Here is an 18,609-nt window from a genome sequence, read left to right as displayed (position 1 = left end):
GGGTCACTCCCACTCGATCGTCCCCGGGGGCTTCGAGGTGACGTCGAGGACAACCCGGTTGACGTCCTTGACCTCGTTGGTGATGCGCGTGGAGATCCGGGCGAGGACGTCGTACGGCAGGCGCGACCAGTCGGCGGTCATCGCGTCCTCGGAGGAGACGGGCCGCAGGACGATCGGGTGGCCGTACGTACGGCCGTCGCCCTGGACGCCGACGCTGCGGACGTCCGCGAGCAGGACCACCGGGCACTGCCAGATGTCCCGGTCGAGGCCGGCCGCCGTGAGCTCCTCGCGGGCGATGGCGTCGGCCTCGCGCAGCAGGTCCAGGCGCTCCTTGGTGACCTCGCCGACGATCCGGATGCCGAGGCCGGGGCCGGGGAAGGGCTGGCGCTGGACGATCTCCTCCGGCAGGCCGAGCTCCTGGCCGACCATGCGGACCTCGTCCTTGAAGAGCTTGCGCAGCGGCTCGATCAGCTGGAACTCGAGGTCCTCGGGGAGACCGCCCACGTTGTGGTGGGACTTGATGTTGGCGGTGCCGGTGCCGCCGCCGGACTCGACCACGTCGGGGTAGAGGGTGCCCTGGACGAGGAACTCCACCGCCGGGCCCTCGTCCGCGATGATCTCGGCCTGGGCCTGCTCGAAGACCCGGATGAACTCACGGCCGATGATCTTCCGCTTCTCCTCGGGGTCGGAGACCCCGGCGAGCGCCTTGAGGAACCGCTCCTCGGCGTCCACGACCTTCAGCTGCACGCCGGTCGCGGCCACGAAGTCCTTCTCGACCTGCTCGGTCTCGCCCTTGCGCATCAGGCCGTGGTCCACGTACACGCAGGTCAGCTGGGAGCCGATGGCCTTCTGGACGAGGGCCGCGGCGACCGCGGAGTCCACGCCGCCGGACAGCCCGCAGATGGCGCGCCTGTCGCCGACCTGCTCACGGATCGCGGCGACCTGCTCCTCGATCACGCTGCCCGTGGTCCAGGACGGGGTCAGGCCGGCGCCCCGGTACAGGAAGTGCTCCAGCACCTGCTGCCCGTGCGTGGAGTGCATCACCTCGGGGTGGTACTGGACGCCGTACAGCTTCTTCTCGTCGTTCTCGAACGCGGCGACCGGCACGACGTCCGTGGAGGCCGTCACGGAGAAGCCCTCGGGGGCGGCGGAGCAGGCGTCGCCGTGCGACATCCAGACGGCCTGCTCGGCGGGGGTGCCCTCGAAGAGGGTGGAGGACGACTTCGAGACGTGCAGGTCGGTGCGGCCGTACTCGCGGGCACCGGTGTTGTCGACGGTGCCGCCGAGGGTCTGTGCCATCAGCTGGAAGCCGTAGCACATGCCGAAGACGGGGACGCCGGCCTCGAAGAGCGCGCGGTCCAGGCGCGGGGCGCCTTCCTCGTAGACCGACGAGGGGCCGCCGGAGAGGATGATCGCCGCGGGGTTCTTGGCGAGCATCTCGGCGACCGGCATGGTGCTCGGCACGATCTCGCTGTAGACCCGCGCCTCGCGGACACGACGGGCGATGAGCTGGGCGTACTGCGCGCCGAAGTCGACGACCAGGACGGTGTCGGCGGCGCTGGCAGCGGGAGTCGCTGATGACACAGGGTGCCTTCCGGCGGTGGGGCGGGGGTCTTGTGCCACCCGATTCTACCGGGGTGGCGCAGGGCGTCGTCCGGGCGCCGGGAGCCGGGGCCGTCTCAGGATGCGAACCGTGTTGGACACCCCCGGGGAGCGGGGCATACTTGCCCCATGCTCCAGCACCAGACGTTCCGCTTTACCTATGGCATCCGGCCCGCCGGCTGCCATGGTCGTGCTGCTTGAGCAACTGACAAGCGACTTCCCAGGCGCCCCGGGCCGACAAGGTCCGGGGCGTCTGCCGTCTTCCGGGCCTTGCCGCTCCGGGGCACCCCTTGACGACAAGGAGCCCCCATGAACGCCACCGACGTGACCGGCGCCCGTACTCCCGAGGCCGCCGGCGTGATCACCGGCGCGCGTGAGCGCGTCGACGCACTGGACGACCGGATCATCGGCCTGATCCAGGAACGGGCGGCCGTCTCCGCGGTCATCCAGGAGGCCCGGATCTCCTCCGGCGGACGGCGCGTGAACCTCTCCCGCGAGATGGAGGTCCTCGGCCGCTACCGGGAGGCGCTGGGCAAGCCGGGCACGGCCCTCGCGATGACCCTGCTGGAGCTGTGCCGGGGCAGGATCTGAATCCCCGTTCCCGGGACAGACGTGCGCCCCCTTCTCACCCGTACGGCGCGTGACCGTCCCGCGAGCCGCTTCGTTGTCCCGGTGTCCGTGCCAGCCAGGCGCGGGCCCGAGAGAACCACGCGTGGCTCGCTGGAGCGATGAGACGTACGGATCGTGCCGTGCGTCGTGGGACCTCGCTCCAGGAAAGTGACCGGACGGCAGGGGACAGCAGCCCGGTCACCCAAGAGAACGGTCGGCTCCGGGGACGCCCGGGGCCGACCGGCGGACCTTGCAAAAACGCACAAGCCTGGGTCGAACGGTTGCGGGCGCCGCGTTCATCCAGCACGATGCGTAGAAAGCCCAAGTCCCCTCATCGGCATCCGCATTGCCCCCTTGCCAGAGGTACAGACCAGCGGCGCAACCCCCCGGCGCCGCTTCCAGGCACCGGCGCTGCCCTGACGTCGGTGCTGACGAGAAGAAGGGCCCCGCGGCTCCACCCCGCGGGGCCCTTCGCTCTGCGTCGCCGGCCGTCCCGAGGGGCGTCAGGTGCGCGACACCGTCCCGCACTCGTCCTGGTCGTGGTCGATGTCCTTGCTCCGGTCGTACGGATCCGTCGTCGGGCCGCTCGGCTCGGCGCCCGTGGGCGCGCTCGACGGGAACTCCGGGTGCAGATAGCCGTCGTAGACGTCGCAGGAGGAGTTGCCGATCTCCTGGTCGTACTCCATGAGCAGCAGCCGGCCCTGGGTGACCTGGTACCGCGCGGGGTCGGCGAGTTCGACGTCGAGCACCCGGCGCACGATGGTGCGGGTGACCTCGGTGGGGCCGTCGGCCCGTACGACGGGGTAGACGAAGGTGTAGTCGGCGTGCACGGCCACACCCCCTTGCGTTCCCTTCTCGAATGTCATGCGGCCGCGGGTCTTGATCACGTCGCCGACCGGACGTACCTCGTCGGGGTCGAAACGGCTGAACAGCGTCACCGGGTCGTGCTTCCTGCTCGGGGAGCGCAGGGCGGTGCCGAGGTTGTCGAGGAGGTCCGGCTGCTTGGGATCGAGTACGGAGAGCGCGGCCTCGGGGCGGGCGCCGCGCACCGCCTTCGGGTCGAGGTTGGCGCCCACCAGCAGCTTCTTCGTCAGCTTCAGCGCCTGCTCCACACGGTCCTTGGGGACCGGACCGACGGCTTCGGCCTCGGGCAGCACGATGCCGGCCTCGCCGTCGGCCCAGCGCAGCGCCGGGGAGCCGGCGAACGGCTTGTCCAGGGTGGGGGTTTCGGGGTCCGTCGCCCCGGGCGCGGCACTGGGGGTCGCGGTCTCGGCGGGCAGCGGTGAGGCCGCGGAGCCGTCCGTGCCGAAGGGGTCGCCGGGCAGCAGCGACGGTTTCAGCGCCACCAACGCAACGGCGACGGCCAGGGGCACGCCGAGTACGGCCCACAGCTTGCGGCGCCGCGCCGCCCGGCCGTTCGTCTCCTGCCATGCGGGACCCGTTCGCCACCCGGGAGGCACCTCGCCCCGGGCCTCCTGCTGTCGCAGGCGCTCGGTCACCATGCGCGCCCGCGCGGACGGCTCCTTCGGGGCGGAGGCACGGCTGTCCCGCTCGGCATCGCGGATGAACTGCTCCCAGACGTCGTCGGGGAGCTCCGAGGCCGACGGCTCATCGTCGGACGGCTTTTCAGACACGAAGCCAAGATCTAAGCGGGTGGGAGGCGCCTTCACAAGAAGGTCTTGGATGTGACTCAGGCCACATAAGAATTCTGTGAATGCCAGCACAACCATTCACAGGTTTCACGGATCAAACCTGCCGAACCAAGGGCACTCCCGCGCCCCACACGCGGAGGCCTCCCCCAACGTTCGTACCGCACCCTGCGGTACGCCCGGACTCTCCGAGGTCTTCATGAAGCTTCGCCGCGCCATGGCAGCAGCGGCCGCTACGGCGGTCATAGCCCCGGTCGCACTGCTCGCGGCACCGGCCGCGTACGCGACCGACGAAACGACGCCCTCCCCGAGCACGTCCGTGAGCGAGTCCGCCCCCGAGACGTCGCCCTCCCCGAGCACGTCCGTGAGCGAGTCCGCTCCCGAGACGTCGCCGTCCCCGAGCACGTCCGCGAGTGAGTCCGCTCCCGAGACGTCGCCCTCCCCGAGCACGTCCGTGAGCGAGTCCGCCCCGGCGCCGAGCACATCCGCGCCCGAGGAGTCGGAGTCCCCGGACCCCGAGCCGTCCGTGTGCGAGGACACCAAGGTCGACGTCAGCATCTCCGGCCTGCCGGGCAAGATCGCGGCCGGCAGCGGCTGGCACAAGTTCTCGCTGAACGTGCTCAACAACTCCGACTCCACGCTCAACGACCTCGACTTCTTCGCCGGGGCCTCCCCCGACAAGAACGGCGAGGAGCTGTTCTCCAGCAAGCAGGTCCAGCTCCAGGCCTGGGACCCCCAGGACAAGATCTGGGTCGACCTCAACGAGGGCGGCTACGCGGTCGGTTACGTCGGTTACACCGACGAGCTGAAGCCCGACTACCAGGTCAACATCCCGCTGCGCCTCAACGTCAAGCCGTCCGCCCCGGTCGGCGCCGGCTTCTCGCTGGGCGCGACGATCTACGGCGACAACGACGCCGAGTGCACCGGCTTCGGCGACGTGTCGTACAAGTTCCAGATCGTCTCGGCCGGTACGGACACCGGTGGCACCAAGCCGCAGGAAGGCGGCAAGGCGCCGGTCACCGACGAGAAGCCGAGCGGCAACACGCCGGAGGTCACCGGCAGCCTCGCCGAGACCGGCTCCAGCTCCGCCCTGCCGATGATCAGCCTCGTCGGCGGTGCCGCGGTCGTCGCCGGTGCCGGTGCGATCTTCGTCGTGCGTCGTCGCAAGGCCGGCGTTCAGGCGTAAGCCACAGCGGCCGCCAGGCCGTTGCACCAAGCAGAAGAGGGACCTGCGCTCGGAGGGGGGCGCAGGTCCCTCTTCTGCTGTCCGCTGCCGGTCAGCTCTTCGGCGGTACCGCCGGCAGGCCCAGGAACGGCAGCCGCAGCGCGCCGAACGCCTCCGCCGGGACCGCCGGGGACTTCGGCTCGACCGGCTGGAGACGCTGGTAGGCCGCGCCCTGCCGCGGTCGCGGGTCGGACTCGCCCTTGTTGGGCCAGAACGACATCGCCCGCTCGGCCTGGGCGGTGATGGTGAGGGACGGGTTGACGCCCAGGTTGGCGGAGACCGCGGCGCCGTCGACCACCGAGATGCCGGGGTGGCCGTAGAGGCGGTGGTACGGGTCGATCACGCCGGTCTCGCGGGAGTCGCCGATCGGGCAGCCGCCCAGGAAGTGTGCCGTGAGCGGGGTGCCCATCAGTTCGCCGACGTTCGAGCCGGCGAAGCCGTTGATCTCGGCGGCCAGGGCCGACGCGCTCTGTGTGGCCGCCTTGATCTGCTTCGGGTTGGGCGCGCCGTGGCCCTGGCGGGCGGTGAGCAGGCCGCGGCCGACGCCCGACGGTTTGAGGTACGTCGTCAGGGAGTTGTCCAGCGACTGCATCACCAGGCCGATGATGGTCCGCTCCGACCAGCGGCGGTTGGACAGGGAGCGCAGCACCAGCAAGGGGTGTTTCGCCGCGTGGGCGAGGAAGCCCAGGACCCGTGAGGTGCCCGAGCCACTCCCGGCGTACGGGACCTGGAGGATCGACAGGCTGCCCATCGAGTTGGAGCCCTTGCCGTAGCGGACCGGCTCGATGTGGGTGTTCTCGTCCGGGTGGATCGAGGACGTGATGGCCACGCCCCGCGTGAAGTCGGCCTTCGGTGCGCCGTGTGCCTTGCGGTAGCGCCGGTCGTCGGTCTGGGCGCCGACCAGGGCCTCGGAGTTGGTGCGGGTCAGCCCACCCAGCTTGTCCGATATGTACGGCAGCTGACCGCCGGCCTTCATGCGGTGCAGCAGCGTCTGGGTGCCGTACGTGCCGGCGGCGAGGACGACCTGGCGGGCCCGGTAGGTCCGGCCCCCGGCCTTGCGGCGGTCGTCGGTGGGCAGGGTGGCGACCGCGTACCCGCCGCGCGAGTCGTCGGTGACCGAGACGACCGTCGTCAGGGGGTGGACGACCGCACCGGCCTTCTCGGCGAGGTACAGGTAGTTCTCGTTGAGGGTGTTCTTCGCGCCGTGGCGGCAGCCGGTCATGCACTCACCGCACTCCGCGCAGGCCCTGCGGGCCGGGCCCGCCCCGCCGAAGTACGGGTCGGGCACCTCCTGGCCCGGTTTCGCCTTCGCCGTGCCGTCGGCGTCCTCGCCGTCGCCGAAGAAGACGCCGACGGGTGCGAGGTGGAACGAGTCGCCGCAGCCCATGCGCTCCGCCGCGGCCTTCAGGTGCACGTCGGACGGGGTCATGGTCGGGTTGAGCCGTACGCCGAGCATGCGGCGGGCCTGGTCGTAGTACGGCTTCAGCTCCTCCTGCCAGTCCGTGATGTCCCGCCACTGGGGGTCCTCGAAGAACGGCTTGGGCGGGACGTAGAGGGTGTTGGCGTAGTTGAGGGAGCCGCCGCCCACGCCCGCTCCCGCCAGGACCATGACGTTGCCCAGCAGGTGGATGCGCTGGATGCCGTACATGCCGAGTTTCGGCGCCCAGAGGTAGTTCTTGAGGTCCCAGGAGTTCTTGGGGAGGGTCTCGCGGGTGAAGCGGCGGCCGGCCTCCAGGACGCCTACGCGATACCCCTTCTCCGTGAGGCGCAGGGCGGTCACCGAGCCGCCGAAGCCGGAGCCGACGACGATGACGTCGTAGTCGTAGGTGTCCTGGGGCACGGGCTCTCCTCGTCGAGAACGGGTGTGGTCTGGCTCTAGCGGAACCGGAAGGCCTTCATCAGGCGGAGGCTCCTGCTCATGAACTGGGCGTACTTCTCGTCGTCCATGCCCAGTGAGGGCGCCATCGGGAGGACACGCTGGTGGGCGACCGTCTGGGCCTCGGTGTACTTGAGGATGCCCTCGGCGCCGTGGCGGCGGCCGAGGCCGGAGTCCTTCATGCCGCCCATGGGCGACTGGACGCTGCCGTAGGCGGGGGCGTAGCCCTCGTTGATGTTGACCGTGCCGGTGCGCAGGCGGGCGGCGACCTCCTGGCCGCGGCGGCCGTTCTTCGTCCAGACCGAGGAGTTCAGGCCGTACGCCGTGGCGTTGGCGCGCTCGATCACCTCGTCCTCGTCGGTGAAGCGGTAGACCGAGACGACCGGGCCGAAGGTCTCCTCCGTGCAGACGGACATGTCCGTGGCGACCCCGTCGAGGATCGTGGGCTCGAAGAAGTACGGGCCGATGTCCGGCCGCGCCACACCGCCCGCGACGACCTTCGCGCCCTTGGCGACGGCCTCCTCGACGTGCCGCGTGACCGTTTCGAGCTGCCGCTCCCCGACCAGGGACCCCATGTCGGCGCCGTACGCCAGGGAGGTGCCGAGGCGCATGGCCTTCGTCCGGGCGGCGAAGCGCTCCAGGAAGGCGTCCGCGATCGACTCGTGGACGTAGAGCCGCTCGATGGAGATGCAGAGCTGGCCGGCGGAAGAGAAGCAGGCCCGGACCGCTCCGGCCGCGGCCTTCTCTATGTCGGCGTCCTCCAGCACCAGCATGGCGTTCTTGCCGCCGAGTTCGAGGGAGACACCGACCAGCCGGGCGGCGGCCCCCTGGGCGACCTCGCGGCCGGTGCGGGTGGAGCCGGTGAAGGAGACGTAGTCGGCGTGCCGGACGACCTCGGGGCCGACGACCGGGCCGTCGCCGAGGACGACCTGGAAGACGTCGGCGGGCAGGCCGGCCTCGATGAGCAGGTCACGGGCCCACAGGGCGGTCAGGCAGGTCTCGGTGTCGGGCTTCATGACGACCGCGTTGCCCGCGACGAAGGCGGGGAGCGCGTCGCCGACCGACAGTTCCAGGGGGTAGTTCCAGGGCGCGATCTGGCCGACGACGCCGCGCGGGTGGCGCAGTTCGGTGACCTTGGTGAGGGTCGGCATGGCACCGGCGTGCCGCTTCGGGCGGAGGTAGGCGGGGGCCTTGCGGCCGTAGTGCCGGGCGGCGACCGCGACGGCCTGCACCTCCTCGTGGGCGTGCAGCCGGGCCTTGCCCGTCTCCAGCTGGATCAGGTCGAGCACCTCGGCCTGGCGCTCCAGCACCAGGTCGTGGAAGCGCAGCAGGACGGCGGCGCGCTGCCGGACCGGGGTCTGCGCCCACACGGCCTGGGCGGCGCGCGCCAGTTCGAAGGCCTTCGCCACGTCCTCGGGCGTCGACTCGGGCAGGTCGGCCAGCTTCTCGCCGGTGAACGGCGTGTGGTTGGCGGTCCGGCCGGAGCCGGCCACACCCTTGGTGAGCTGGGCGACCAGCTCGGGGGTGACCACGTCGGCGGCGGTGCGGGCGCCCGCCGGGGCGGGGGCGAGGGGGTTCGTGCCGGTCTGTGCCGTGCCGGTCTTCTCCGGGGCGTGCGCGTCCGTCATGAGGCGCAGGGTATGCCCCGGCGGAGCCTTTGGGTACCCGTCGGTAATACGGCTTCACCGACTACACACAAGGCGCCAGTGGCTGCTGGCAACGAACGCCCTGATCAGGGCGTTGTGCGGTGACCAGTTGGTGTGATTCAGCCTTTTACGATCCCGAGCCGGTCCCGGGCGCCCTTGAACACCGAGGTGCCCTCCTTCTCCTCGGGCGTGCCCTTGGGCATGTCGACGCGCAGTTCGTACATGCGGTCGTCGTCGGTGCGGATCACCACCCGCATCACCCGCCTGGGGTCCTCGTCCAGGTCGTAGGTGGTGTCGGCGAGGGCGGCCTCGTAGCCCTGGACGCTGGTACGGGTGTACTGCGTGTCCCCCTGAACGACGGGCGCGTTGCGGACCTGGTCCATCGGGGAGCCGTGGGGCCGGTCCCAGCGGAGGAGGCGGACCTGGACGGTGCCGCCCTGTTCGTCGCCGTAGAGCACCGTGCGGGGCTGGTCGGTCGCGCTGCCGGTCCGGTCGAGTTCGCGGTAGTGGCTCGGGAGATGGAGTACGGCCGCCAGGTCCGGTTCGCGGTGCGGGGTCCAGGTCTCCGTCGCTTCGGTGGTCTCCGCGCTGCTGGTGTCGCCGAGTTGGGTGGCGGCGCCTATGCCGCCGGCGAGGAGGGCGCTCATCAGGGCGAGGGGGCCGGGGCGGAGCAGGCTCTGGCGCTTCGGCGGTACGGGGTCGTTCTGTGTTACGGGGTCGTTCTGCGTCACGGAGCCGTTCCGCGTCACGAGGCCGGAACGGGGTTCCTCCGGCGGTGCGGCCGTGGGGTCCGCGAGCCGGAGCGTGTCGGGGTCCTCCTTCGCGGCCTGCTGAGGCTCCCTCGGTATCTCCTCCGCCGCCGGCCACTGCCCCGCCGCCGCCTCCAGCGCCCTCTCGACCTCCTCGGCGCCCGGCCGCTGTTCGGGTTCCTGCACCAGCAGTCGTGCGATCAGCGGTCCGAGCGGTCCGGCCTGCTTCGGTTCGGGCGGCTCGGCGGCGAGGATCGCGGCGATGGTGGCCTCCGGCGTGTCCCGGCGGAACGGGGACGCCCCTTCGACGGCCGCGTACAGCAGTACGCCCAGGGACCACAGGTCGGAGGCGGGCCCCGCGATGCGGCCGGACATCCGCTCGGGTGCGACGAACTCCAGCGAGCCGACGAACTCGCCGCCGGCCGTGAGCGATTCCTCGCCCTGCACATGGGCGATGCCGAAGTCGGTGAGGACGACACGCCGGTGCGGGCCGAGCAGCACATTGGCCGGTTTCACGTCCCGGTGCACGATGCCGACGGAGTGCGCGGCACGCAGGGCACCGAGGACGGCGAGACCGATCCGGGCGGCTTCGCGCGCCTCCACCGGGCCGCGCCGGAGCACCTCGTGCAGGGACTCGCCCGGCACCAACTCCATGATGATCCAGGGGAATCCGTCGAGCACCGCGTCGATGGCGTCCAGCCCGTCGCGTCCGAGCCGGCCGGGCCGATCGATCCGGCCGGCGTGTGCCTCCGGCTGCCGCTCCGGCTCGACGACCACGTCGTGGATGGTGACGGCGGCGGGATGGTCGACGCGGGCGGCGGCGCGGGCCTCGCGGTAGAGCCGGTGGGCCGCACGCCGGCGGCTGTCGTCCTCCGGGTCGTCCGGACCGCCCGGCAACCGGGGCTGCTTGACGGCGACTTCCCGCTGCACGAGCTCGTCGTAGGCTCGCCAGACGGTGCCCATACCGCCGGAGCCGATGCGCTCGATCAACCGGTACCGCCCACCGACCGACCGGCCCTGGGCGCCCGTCCCGCCCCCGTCGTTGCTCATGCCCCATCAGTACCCCGCGGGGCGGCCGCTTGTCGACGTGAGGCCGTGCCCGGACGGTCTTGGAGCAGCACGCCGCCGCACACCGCGTCAGGGCGAGGGGGAGACGGCCGCGGTGGTGGTGGCGCTGGTGGCGGCCGGGGTGCTCGGAGCGTCCGTGCCGTGGGAGGAGGGTCCGGCCGAAGGCGTCCTGGGCGCCGAACTCTTCGGCGTACGGCCGCCGTCCCCGCCGCCTTCGTCCATGAGCAGGGCCGCCGCCGACACACCCGCACCGGCCATCGCGGCGACCAGCAGCGCGGCCACGAGCACCCGGCGCGTGGGCTGCCGGAGCAACTGCTCGTGCCGCTGGTCCGGGCCGGGCAGGTCCGTCGGCGGCATCGGAGGTTGCCGATCGGCGCTGTCCTGCGGCCGTCCGTGCGGGGCACCCCGCACCGTCGGCGCGTACCCGGGCGGCGGAGCCTGCGGCGTACTGCCCGTCTCGCGGAACACCCGCAGCATCCGCTCCGCCCGGTCCGCGTCCAGCCGCCGGTCCGGATCGCGTTCCAGCAGGCCCTGTACGACGGGCAGGAGCGGCCCGGCCTGCGCGGGCGGACGAATGTCACCGACGACGACCGCGTGCAGGACGCCGCCCAGCGAGTCGCGGTGGAACGGCGACTCGCCGCTGAGGGCCGCGCACAGCAGCGCGCCCAGCGACCACAGGTCGGATTCGGGCCCGGTCCTGACTCCGGACATCCGCTCGGGCGCGGTGTACTCGGGCGAGCCGACGAAGGACCCGTTCTCGGTGAGCGTGGGAGCGCCCGCGACCTGGGCGATGCCGAAGTCGGTGAGGACGACCCGGTCGGTACCGGCCTCCAGCAGCACGTTGTCGGGCTTGAGGTCGCGGTGCAGAACCCCGGCCCCGTGCGCGGCGCGCAGCGCGCCGAGCAGGGCGATGCCGATGCGTGCGGCCTCGGCGGCGTCGACCGGGCCTTCGGTGGCGAGTCGGTCGGCGAGCGAACCGCCCTCGATCAGCTCCATGACGATGTACGGGCGTTCGTCGTCCTCGACGACGTCGTGAACGACGATGATGTGCGGATGGCTCAGCTGGGCGACCGCCCGCGCCTCGCGCAGCGTACGGTCCCGCTGCCGGCGCGCTTCCGCCGCGGAGAGCGTCTCGTCGAAGGGGAGCTCCTTGACGGCCACGCCCCGGCCGAGCAGTTGGTCGGTCGCCCGCCAGACCACGCCCATGCCACCGCGCCCGAGCCTCGCCTCGAGCCGGTACCGGCCCGCGATGACACGCATGTTGTGCCCCTCGGTCCCCATGCGGCAATCATGCCCCACCGGAGGGGTGGCCTCCGGGGCAGCGGCCCGCGGGTGGCCGAAACACACGGCCCCGCGTCAGGGGGTCTTCTCGTGCCAGCCCTGCAGCAGCGACGTGAACTGCTTGCGCGCCTTCGCCCAGTCCTGCGCGGGCGCCGACATGTAGAGCGCGTACTCGGTGCCGTCACGGGCGACGTACGTCTCCTCGATGGCCCTGCGCGGACCGGGGAACTTGGTGTCCTTCGCCTGCGCGGTCCAGGTGTACTCCCACAGCGCGCCGTCCCGGTCGCGGTAGACGTTGCGTTCCAGCTTCACTCGCCTGTAGTCGACCAGCCGCTGCAACTGCTGCTCCAGGTCGAGCTGGTGTGCGTACGGGTCGGCGAAGTCCGGGGAGGTGTCGACGGCGATCCGGACGAAGTGCCGACCGCCGTCGGGCGTGTAGTCGATCTGCTTGAGCTCGCCCTGCGGGCCGAAGGTCTGGCGCTTCCAGCCCTTGGGCAGGTAGAGGCTGAAACCCGCGGGGTCGTCGCGGCGGGTCCAGCCGGCGGGAACCGAGCCCCCGGCCTGCGTGCTCGTGGTACTGGATGAGCCGGATGCGCTGCCCGGTGTCTGCCGGCTCTCGTTCCACTGCTGGAGCACCACCGCGGTGCCTCCGCCGATGATGGCCGCGAGAGCGACGACGAGGGCGAGGGTACGAAGCCGGCGGCGCCGGCCCGAGCCGGTCGGCTGCCGACCCGTCGCCGTCGGGCCGATCATGGTGGGCTCGGGGGTCCCGTGCCCGGTGGCAAAAGCCCCGGCTGCGGGGGTGCCGGCCGTGGCGGCGCCGGCGGTCGGCGTCCCGCCGGCCGGTGTCCCGGCCAGCGGCGGGAGCGGCGTCCGGGTGTGCGATCCGGAGCCGGTACCGACCGTGCCCGTGCCGGACGGGTGCGTGCCGGACGGGTGCGTGCCGGACGGATGCGTGCCGGACGTGCCCGTGCCGCTGTGCGCCTCCCGGTACGGCGACGGTCCCCCGTACTGCGTCGGCACATACGCCTGCGCCCCGCTCGGCCGCCGGCCCTCCGCCGCCTCGGCGAGCATCTGCTCGGCCTCGGACGCGTCGGGCCGGGTGGCGGGATCCTTGCGCAGCAGGGCGGTGATCACGGGTGTGAGCGCGTCCGCGTGCTGGAGCTCGGCGGCCTCCTCCTCGACCACCGCCTGCATGGTGGTCAGCGGTGTGGTACGGCGGAACGGCGAGCGGCCCTCCACCGCCGTGTAGAGCGTCGCGCCGAGCGCCCACAGGTCGGAGGACGGGCCGGGGTCGTGGCCGCGCACGCGCTCGGGCGCCAGGTAGTCGACCGAGCCGACGACCTCTCCGGTTCGGGTGATGGTGGTGTCGCCCTCGATCTGGGCGATGCCGAAGTCGGTGAGCAGGACCCGCCCGTCCCGGGCGAGGAGGACGTTGCCCGGCTTGACGTCGCGGTGCAGGACGCCGGCGGTGTGCGCGGCGCGCAGGGCCCGCAGCACCCACATGCCGATGCGCGCCGCCTCGCGCGGCTCGACGCGCCCCTCCTCCTTGACCGCGTCGGCCAGGGAGCGGCCCTCGACCAGCTCCATCACGATCCACGGGCGGCCGTCGTGCTCCAGCACGTCGTGCACGGTGACGACCGCGGAGTGGTTGATCCGCGCGGCGGCCCTGGCCTCCGCCCGGGTGCGCGCCAGCAGAATGGCCTGCTCGCTCTCGGAGACGTAGAGGGCGGCCGTCAGCTCCTTGATGGCGACGGACCGGTGCAGCACCTCGTCATGTGCCCGCCATACCCGACCCATACCGCCACTGCCGATGGAGTCGGCGAGCCGGTAGCGGCCCGCGACGAGCAGGCCCTGCATCTGATTCACGTTGCCCCGCAATGGTCTTGACAGGGTCAGCGTAAGGACCTGCCCTTCCCCAGGGAACAAGCGGGGTACCACGGTGACCGCACTGTGACGGTTGTCGTCGCCTGAGACGAGAGGGAACCATGAGGTGAACTCCAGCGCACGGCAGTCGGGTCAGAAGATCATTTCGTCGCCTTGTACGTCGCCGCCGCCTGCTCGTACAGCCGCGTCACCTCGTCCCGTTCGGACTCCGGGCCGCGCACCTGGACCACGTGGTACCGCCCGCCGACCAGCATCGCGAGGTTGCGCACATACAGCTCGCCCCCGTCGTCGCCGGTCCAGGTGAACTGCCCCTCGGCCATGGTCCGCCCGCCCACCTCGATCGTCTTCAGCCCCGTCGAGGTGGCCCAGCTGGAGTCGCGGTACGGCTGCAACTCGCGCTCCTTCTCCCGCTGGTAGACCATCGGATCGCCGCCGTACTCGGACGCGCTGTCCCTGCCCGGTACGACGATGAGCTCGAAGTCGCCCTTCGCGTAGACCACCTGGCCGCTGCCCCGCGAGGTGCGGTCCCAGCCCTTGGCGACGGCGACCTGGAAGCCCGCCGAGTCCTTGCGCAGGGTGAAGCCGTCGGCGACCTCGGGGCCGGTGGTCTGCGTCTGAGTGGAACCGGCCGACGTCGACGGGCTCTTCTCCGGTTCGGGCGACGTCCGGTCGGTCCGGGGCTCGCCGCTGGCGTCCGGCTCGGGCGCCCGGCCGGCCTCACCGGCGGCACCGGTGCGGTCCGTGCCCTGTGCGCCGTCGGTCTGCGACTTGGGCATGAAGAGCATGGCGTAGGCGATCGCCGCGGCCATCACGAGCAGGACGAGCAGGAGCAGGGTGCGGCCGAGGCGGTGCGGCGACCGGGACTCCTTCCTGGCCCGCTTGTGCCGCCCGTGGTGCGCGGGCAGCCCGGCCTTCCGCCTGCGCACGAGCTCGCCCCGGCGTCGTACGACGGGCAGCCGGCTCGCGTCGGCGGGCGGCGCCGCGACGACGTGCACACCGGCCTCCGGCTCCGGCGCCGAGCGCACGAGCGAGCGCAGCCAGCCACGCAGTTCCTCGAAGTCGAGGCGCTCGGTCGGGTCCTGACGCAGCAGCGACTCCACGACCGGCCTGAGCGGCCCGCACTCCTCGGCGTACGCGGGCGGTTCCGCGCACACCATCTGCACCAGCTCGGCCGTCGACTCCTCCGGGTAGGGCGCATGCCCCTGTACGGCCCTGAAGAGCAGCGCGCCGAGCGCCCACAGGTCGGTGGCCGGACCGATCGGCGCGGCCAACTGCCAGTTCTCGTGCACCGGTCCGGCCTGCTCGGGCGCCCAGCGCTCCGTCACGGGCCCCACCACGGCCATCCGCGCCTGCCGCGCCCGCTCGGCGGCCAGCGCCGTGGCCGGGCCGCGCCGGGGCGCGGGGGTGTGGGCGACCAGGTCGTCCCACCGAGTGGGCTCGCCGGGGGCAGCGGGGTCCGGGGCCGGGGAGAGAGCCGTCTGCTCCTGTCCCTGCGGCAGGGACGTGCTGCCGGTTGCGCCGCGGGGTGTTGCTCCGTGCCAGGCGGTCGTCCTGGGGGCGCCGCCCACGCCGTAGGGGTCGGCTATCTGCCCTGGCGGGGCCGCCCCGGGCCCAGTGCTCTGCCCGGGGACGTACGGCGACTGCGCCGAGCCGTTGGCGTGGGGCCCGGGTCCGCCGTCCGGGGCGGGCCGGGCACCGGGCAGCGCCGCCCGGCCGTTCTGCTGCGTCTCATGGACCCGGGCCGCGGCCCGGGCACCCGCCCGGTAGGCGGCGATCGCCCCGGCTCGCGCGGCTCGCGGGTCCTCGCGGTCCTCCGCACTCCTGCGGGCCGGCACGGGTGAGCCTCCGCCGCCCGTGTCGACTCCGGCCGTCGGCAGTCCCCGGGCCTCCCGGGCCTCGATGGCGGCCCGCCGCGCGGCCTCGGGATCACCCGCGCCACCGACGCCTACCGGGCCACCGGCACCGCCTGGTCCCCCCGGACCACCGGCACCGCCCGCGCCATTGACCATCGCGGCGCCACCGGTCTCCTGGCCGGGCTCGTCGAAGGCCGGAGCCGGCACGGGGTCGTACCCGCACAGCGCCTCCTCGGCCGCTCCCACCGCCAGCCCGGTCAGCATCACCCGGCCGTCGTCGCAGACCAGGACCGTCCGCGCGGTGATGTTCCGGTGCACCCAGCCGTGCGCGTGCAGCACCCGCAGCGCCATGAGGACGTCGGAGGCCACCTCGGCCGCCCGGTACGGCGTCAGCGGCTTCTCGGCGAGCAGCGCCGCCAGCGGACGCGCGGCCACCAGCTCGCTGACGATCCACAGCGAACCACCCTCGGCGAACACGTCGAAGACCTGGTCGAGCCGGGGATGGTCGGGAATGGCCGCCGCGGCCTGCGCGGCCTCGACCGCGCGCCGTACCACCGGATCCGTGGGCCGCCGGGTGCCCGGACGGGCGCCGGGCCTGCGCGAGCCACCATCACGTGCGGTGAAGCCGTCGGGCAGCCCCTCGGCGTCGAGGACCTCCGCCTCGACCACCTCCGGCAACGGCACTGCCCTGACCAGGACTTCCTGTCCGCTGTAGGTGTCGAAGGCCCGGGACTCGGTGAGTTCGTACTCGTCGGACGGCGGCAGCGGCAGGCGGTAGCGGTCGGCGAGCACCCGTCCCGCATAGTCGTCCACGATGCCTCCCCCGGCAGCCTGATCGGTCACATCCGTTCGCCCCACGGTCCGTTCCGGCTGCGTACGGTCCGCAAACATTTACGATACGTGCCGCAGGCAACCCGCATGCGGGGATGCCAGATCTCACTCCCCAAACCCGGGGCCGCTCATGCTCAGGACTTGGGTTCGAAGGTCTTGGTCAGCGTCCGCCAGGTCTGCTTGCGCAGCTCATCGCCCCAGCCGGCCGCTTTCGCCGTGTACATCAGCGCGTAGCCCTGCCGGTCGTCGACGACGAAACCCCGGTCGATGGTCCGGTACTTGGTGCCGCTCTCCACGTAGGTGAACTCCCAGTCGGCCGTGTTCCAGCCGCGGTAGTCCACCTGCTCTATTCGGATCTTCTTGTACTGCGCGCGCTGCATGTAGCGCTCCTGGCTCTTCCAGTCCGCCACCGGGTCGCCCTTGGGCGTGGACGTCCAGGCGATGAGCAGTTTCTGCCCGTCGGGCCCGGTGAACCGGTCGCCCGCGCTCCCCGTGGACTGGTACTTCCACCCCTTCGGCAGCCCGATCGAGTACCCCTGGCTGCCCTGGTGCGTCGACTCCGCGGCGGTGCCCTTGCCGCCACCGGAAGACCCGCTCGCGCTGCCGCTGGGTGTGCTGTTCGAGGCGGACCCCGACGGCGCGGGCTGCGTCGCCGTGCTGTCGGTGCGCGTGCCGTCGCTCTCGTCGCCCTTGGTGTCGGCGCTGCTCGACGCGGTGGCGACGGTCTTGCCGCCGCGCTCGCCGGCGGCCCCCTTCGAGTCCTTGTCGTCTCCGCTGAGCGCGATGGCGAGTACCGTGCCGATCACGGCGAGCACCACGACCGCCGCGATGATCACCATGGTCCGCCGCGGCACCACATCGGTGAGCGGCGCCCTGGGCGCGGGCCGCGGCGGCAGGTCCGGCCGCTGCATGACGGGCCACCCTGAACTCTGGCCCCCGGACTCGGCCTTCGACCCCTGCGCACCAGCCCCGGCACCGGCGCCGCCGGTCGCCCCCGAGGCCGACGCCGACGCCGAACCGGACTCCGGCACGGACGCACCCGCGTCCCCGGCCCCGGGCTTCCCGCCCTCCGGGCCGGAAGCGGTCGTACCGTCCTCGGCTCCGGTCCGCGACGCGGCCGACGCCCCGGCCGTTCCCACGGCGGCCTTGCGCACGGAACGCAGCGCCCCGCGCAACCGCTCCCCGGCCTCCTCGCCCCGCTTGCTCCCGGAACCCGCCGAACTCCCCTTGCGCGAGGACTTGTCCGGCTGCGCAGGCAGCGGCACGACCTTCGTCGCGTCCATCGGCTCCGGCTCGGCCGTCGCCGGCGCGTGGATGACCGAGTTCAGCATCGCCCGGGCGCCCGCGTCGTCGAGCCGCTTGGCGGGGTCCTTGGTGAGCAGCCCGTGGATGACGTCCCTCAGCGGGCCGGCGTTCTTCGGCTCCTCCAGCGGCTCGGTCATCACCGCCGTGAGAGTCGCTATGGCCGACCCCTTGTCGTACGGCGGCGTGCCCTCCACCGCCGCGTACAGCAGCCCGCCGAGCGACCACAGGTCGGCCGCCGGGCCCGGCTTGTGCCCGCGCGCCCGCTCCGGGGAGATGTAGGAAGGCGCGCCGACGAGCATGCCGGTCGAGGTGATGGAGGGGTCGCCCTCGACCTGGGCGATGCCGAAGTCCGTCAGCACGACCCGGCCGTCCTCGGCGATGAGCACGTTGGACGGCTTCACGTCGCGGTGCAGGATGCCCTCGCGGTGCGCGGACCGCAGCACGTCCAGGACGGCGAGCCCGACCTCGGCGGCCCGCTTCGGCTCGAGGAGGCCGTCCTCCCGGATGACCTCGGCGAGCGACTTGCCCTCGACGAGCTCCATCACGATCCAGGGCCGGTCGTCCTCCTGGACCACGTCGAAGACCGTCACGGCGCTGTTGTTGCGGATCCGCGCGATCGCCTTGGCCTCGCGCAGCGTCCGCGTGATCAGCCGCCGCTTCTCCTCCTCGTCGATGTTCGACGGGAACCGCAGCTCCTTGACGGCGACCGTCCGCCCGAGGGTTTCGTCCTGGGCCCGCCACACCGTGCCCATGCCCCCGCGGCCGAGCACCTCGCCCAGCCGGTAACGCCCCGCGAGGAGACGCTCCCTGTTGTCCTGACGAGTGTCCTGACGAGATGTGCCCGCCCGCTCCGCCTCCGACATGCGTCCCCTCATACAACCCGCCCTGACAGAGCCTCCATTGTCTCTCACCCGACAAGTGCCCAGCGCCCAGGGGCCCCCTGGCGACACGCCCCCGCCGGCCCGCCCGTCCGGAACCCGGGTACGACGCCGCGCACACCGCCTTGCATGATGGGTCCCCGACGCCCC

At 72.4% G+C, this 18,609-nt stretch carries 11 protein-coding genes; 2 read left to right on the top strand and 9 right to left on the bottom strand.

The genetic code is table 11. The features are described from left to right. Positions 1-3: 3 nt before the first annotated feature. Complete coding sequence (gene guaA / locus ACH4G3_RS24465; RefSeq protein ID WP_397626493.1) at positions 4-1,584, bottom strand: glutamine-hydrolyzing GMP synthase; 1,581 nt, start codon at positions 1,582-1,584, stop codon at positions 4-6. Positions 1,585-1,911: 327 nt separating this feature from the next. Here guaA and ACH4G3_RS24460 point away from each other — a divergent pair, with 327 nt between their 5' ends. Then, entirely contained in the window at positions 1,912-2,193 is a 282-nt protein-coding gene (locus tag ACH4G3_RS24460; protein WP_397626492.1) for a chorismate mutase, read from the top strand. 521 nt (positions 2,194-2,714) lie between these two features. Here the strand turns inward: ACH4G3_RS24460 and ACH4G3_RS24455 are convergent. Next, a complete protein-coding gene (locus ACH4G3_RS24455) occupies positions 2,715-3,845 on the bottom strand; it encodes a hypothetical protein (RefSeq protein ID WP_397626491.1) in 1,131 nt (376 codons plus the stop codon). A 214-nt stretch (positions 3,846-4,059) separates the two neighbouring features. On the opposite strand from ACH4G3_RS24455, the gene ACH4G3_RS24450 reads away from it, so the two are divergent. Further along, positions 4,060-5,046, top strand: a complete 987-nt coding sequence (locus tag ACH4G3_RS24450) for an LAETG motif-containing sortase-dependent surface protein (protein ID WP_397626490.1) — start codon at positions 4,060-4,062, stop codon at positions 5,044-5,046. Between the two features lie 91 nt (positions 5,047-5,137). On the opposite strand, the gene ACH4G3_RS24445 is transcribed toward ACH4G3_RS24450, so the two are convergent. The 7 genes from ACH4G3_RS24445 to ACH4G3_RS24415 form a co-directional block, all read right to left on the bottom strand. Next, positions 5,138-6,925: a GMC oxidoreductase gene (locus ACH4G3_RS24445; protein ID WP_397626489.1), complete on the bottom strand. Its 1,788-nt coding sequence runs from the start codon at positions 6,923-6,925 to the stop codon at positions 5,138-5,140. Positions 6,926-6,960: 35 nt separating this feature from the next. After that, entirely contained in the window at positions 6,961-8,589 is a 1,629-nt protein-coding gene (locus ACH4G3_RS24440; RefSeq protein WP_397626488.1) for a succinic semialdehyde dehydrogenase, read from the bottom strand. A gap of 137 nt (positions 8,590-8,726) precedes the next feature. Then, positions 8,727-10,406: a serine/threonine-protein kinase gene (locus ACH4G3_RS24435; RefSeq protein WP_397626487.1), complete on the bottom strand. Its 1,680-nt coding sequence runs from the start codon at positions 10,404-10,406 to the stop codon at positions 8,727-8,729. 87 nt (positions 10,407-10,493) lie between these two features. Then, complete coding sequence (locus ACH4G3_RS24430; protein ID WP_397626486.1) at positions 10,494-11,705, bottom strand: serine/threonine-protein kinase; 1,212 nt, start codon at positions 11,703-11,705, stop codon at positions 10,494-10,496. A 75-nt stretch (positions 11,706-11,780) separates the two neighbouring features. Then, on the bottom strand, positions 11,781-13,565 hold the full coding sequence (locus tag ACH4G3_RS24425; RefSeq protein ID WP_397626485.1) for a serine/threonine-protein kinase: 1,785 nt from the start codon (positions 13,563-13,565) through the stop codon (positions 11,781-11,783). Positions 13,566-13,732: 167 nt separating this feature from the next. Then, complete coding sequence (locus tag ACH4G3_RS24420) at positions 13,733-16,258, bottom strand: protein kinase (RefSeq protein ID WP_397626484.1); 2,526 nt, start codon at positions 16,256-16,258, stop codon at positions 13,733-13,735. Between the two features lie 152 nt (positions 16,259-16,410). Further along, the gene (locus ACH4G3_RS24415; protein ID WP_397626718.1) at positions 16,411-18,444 is read right to left on the bottom strand and encodes a serine/threonine-protein kinase; all 2,034 of its coding nucleotides are present in this window, start codon (positions 18,442-18,444) and stop codon (positions 16,411-16,413) included. Between the last annotated feature and the right edge of the window lie 165 nt (positions 18,445-18,609).

It is taken from the genome of Streptomyces afghaniensis, assembly GCF_044327915.1.
Taxonomy (GTDB): Bacteria; Actinomycetota; Actinomycetes; order Streptomycetales; family Streptomycetaceae; genus Streptomyces; species Streptomyces afghaniensis.
Note: the sequence above shows the minus strand (reverse complement) of the source record. Positions and strands in the feature narration are given on the sequence as shown.

Coding starts and splice junctions, on each gene's coding strand:
- ACH4G3_RS24460 (WP_397626492.1), top strand. CDS start 1,912: ATGAACGCCACCGACGTGACCGGCGCCCGTACTCCCGAGGCCGCCGGC.
- ACH4G3_RS24425 (WP_397626485.1), bottom strand. CDS start 13,565: ATGCAGGGCCTGCTCGTCGCGGGCCGCTACCGGCTCGCCGACTCCATC.
- ACH4G3_RS24415 (WP_397626718.1), bottom strand. CDS start 18,444: ATGTCGGAGGCGGAGCGGGCGGGCACATCTCGTCAGGACACTCGTCAG.
- ACH4G3_RS24435 (WP_397626487.1), bottom strand. CDS start 10,406: ATGAGCAACGACGGGGGCGGGACGGGCGCCCAGGGCCGGTCGGTCGGT.
- ACH4G3_RS24440 (WP_397626488.1), bottom strand. CDS start 8,589: ATGACGGACGCGCACGCCCCGGAGAAGACCGGCACGGCACAGACCGGC.
- ACH4G3_RS24430 (WP_397626486.1), bottom strand. CDS start 11,705: ATGGGGACCGAGGGGCACAACATGCGTGTCATCGCGGGCCGGTACCGG.
- ACH4G3_RS24450 (WP_397626490.1), top strand. CDS start 4,060: ATGAAGCTTCGCCGCGCCATGGCAGCAGCGGCCGCTACGGCGGTCATA.